Source organism: bacterium, assembly GCA_021372775.1.
In the GTDB taxonomy this organism is placed as follows: domain Bacteria; phylum Acidobacteriota; class Polarisedimenticolia; order J045; family J045; genus JAJFTU01.
The window spans coordinates 1-2,402 of sequence record JAJFTU010000300.1; the positions used below are offsets into that span (position 1 = coordinate 1).

1 protein-coding gene is annotated in these 2,402 nt (G+C 73.5%); it reads left to right on the plus strand.

Features of this window, described 5'->3' with window-relative positions:
* Positions 1-366: 366 nt before the first annotated feature.
* The gene (locus LLG88_10460; protein ID MCE5247322.1) at positions 367-1,890 is read left to right on the plus strand and encodes a hypothetical protein; all 1,524 of its coding nucleotides are present in this window, start codon (positions 367-369) and stop codon (positions 1,888-1,890) included.
* The last annotated feature ends 512 nt before the right edge of the window (positions 1,891-2,402 follow it).

Here is a 2,402-nt window from a genome sequence, read left to right on the forward strand (position 1 = left end):
CGGCAGTTCGCCGAGAACACGCAGTTCATCATCGTCACGCACAACAAGCGGACGATGGAGATCGCCGACATCCTCTACGGCGTGACGATGCCGGAGCCGGGCTGCAGCAAGCTCGTCTCGATGACGATGGACTGAGGCCGCCCGCCGCCCGCGCGACGCCGCGGGCGGCGATCGGCCACCGCAGCGGCCCGAGACCGCGGCGGCTCGTCCGGACGTCGATCGGCGGCCGCGGCGGCCCGCGCCCGCGGCCGAGGCCGTCGTCGCGCCGCTCTTTTCTGCGGTCGGGGCGAGCCGTTCCCTTGACCGCCCCCCGGCGTCCCCGTACATCCCTGCCGCGCGGCGCGCTCGCGCCGCGGGGAGGCGGGCATGTCGATCAATTCCCGTCGCGTCGGCGTCGTCATTTGCGTGTGCCTTCTCTGGAGCGCGGCCCCCGCGGCCAAGGCGGCCTGCGACACCGCGGCGCCGCAGCTGACCAGCTTCACCGTCGTCCCGACGTCGGTGGACGTGACCGCCTCTTCGCAGACCGTCCGCTGCACCTTCGGCGCGACGGACGACCTGTCGGGGGTCGCCTCGGCCTCCTGCTCGTTCATGTACCTCGGCGCGACGCCGCAGACCTACTCCTGCAGCGCGGACACCCCGTCCTCCGGCACGCGGCTCGCCGGCACGTTCCTCTGCGACGTGACGGTGCCGCGCTACGCGGCGAGCGGCTTGTACATGGCGTCGGTCTCGCTGAGCGACGAGGTCGGCAACGTGACGTCGCTCACCTTCAGCGACCTGATCGGGCGCGGCCTGCCGTCGTCGATCTCGGTGACCTCCGTTCCGGACACGACGCCGCCGACCGTCTCGGGCTTCGTCCTGTCGCCGACGTCGGTCAACACCTCGACGTCGTCGGCGGACGTCTCCTGCACGGTGGACCTCGCCGACTCCCCGGCGGGGGTCTCCGCGATGGGCTGCGTCCTCGCCTCGCCCTCGACCAACCAAAGTCACGGCTGCGCGGCCACGACGCCGTCGTCGGGCACGCGGCAGTCGGGCACCTTCGCCTGCAGCATCCACATTCCGCGCTACGCCGAGGCCGGGACGTGGTCGGCGACTCTCTACGCCACCGACGCGGTCGCGAACATCCTGACCCGCTCGCGGGCGCAGCTCGAAGGGCAGGGGTTCGTGGCCAGCGTCGCCGTGACGTCCGATCCGGACACGACCGCGCCCGACGCGTTGACCTTCTCGATCTCGCCGACGACGGTGGACGTCTCCGCCGCGCCGGGATCGGTCCTCTGCTCGTCGCGCGTCACCGACGACAAGTCGGGCACGAACACCTACTCCTGCTCGTTCCGGTCGCCGAGCGGGCTGCAGGAGACGACCTGCGTCTCCGCGGCGCCGGCGAGCGGCACGCGGCTCGACGGCACGTTCTCCTGCTCGGCGCCGCTGCCGCGCTACTCCGAGGGGGGCGTCTGGACGCTGACCTCGATCATGGCCTTCGACGCGGTCGGGAACGAGCTCGATCTCGACGCGACCGCGGCGGCGGGGCGCGGCTTCCCGACCACCTTCACCGTCGTCTGCGCCGCGGCGCCGCCGGAGGCGGACGTGACGTTCGGGTCGGGGGGCTCGAGGAACACGCTGTCGTGGTCGGCGGTGTCGGGGGCGCTGTCGTACACGGTCTACCGCGGCGCCGCCTCGTTCGTGGACGCGAACCACGACGGGCTGCCGGACGGCGGCTTCGGGACCTGCCAGGTCGGCGCCGGCTACACGCAGACGAGCTACACCGACGCGACGAGTCCGGCGGCGGGGAGCGGCTTCTTCTACTTGGTCGGGTACAAGGCCGCCTCGGGCGAGAGCGGACTCGGCTACACGAGCGGCGGTTCGGCGCGGGTGCCGGGATCGTTGTGTCCGTGACGGGGGCGCGGGGATCGCGGCGTAGTGCCCGCGGGGCTCGCGGCGTAGTGCCCGCGCGGCTCGCGGCGTAATGCCCGCGCGGCTCGGGGCGTAATGCCCGCGCGTCTCGCGGCGTAATGCCCGCGCGGCTCGCGGCGTAGTGCCCGCGCGAATCGCGGGACGCGCGTCGGGCGGCGGGGGCGGCGGCTCCGCCGACCGGGCAACGGCTCGCCGCCGCCCCCGCACGCCCGACGCGCTGTCGTGTTTGGTCGGGCGGAATGGTGGTTGTCCGCGGGGGGATGGTCCTTCTTTGATGGGTCCGTGCGTTCTGCCTCGCCTCGCGTCGCGGCGTTGGTCCGCGGCTGTTGTGTCGTTTCGCGCGCTGAGTCGGTAGGGCGCGTGCGTCTTGGTGGGCGCGCGTCGAGCGGCGGGGGGCGGCGGCTCCGCGACGGGGCAATGCTCCGCCGCCGCCCCCCGCCACACGACGCGCTCGTCGCTTTCGCGCCGCGTTTCGACCGGCCCCGCGACGGCGA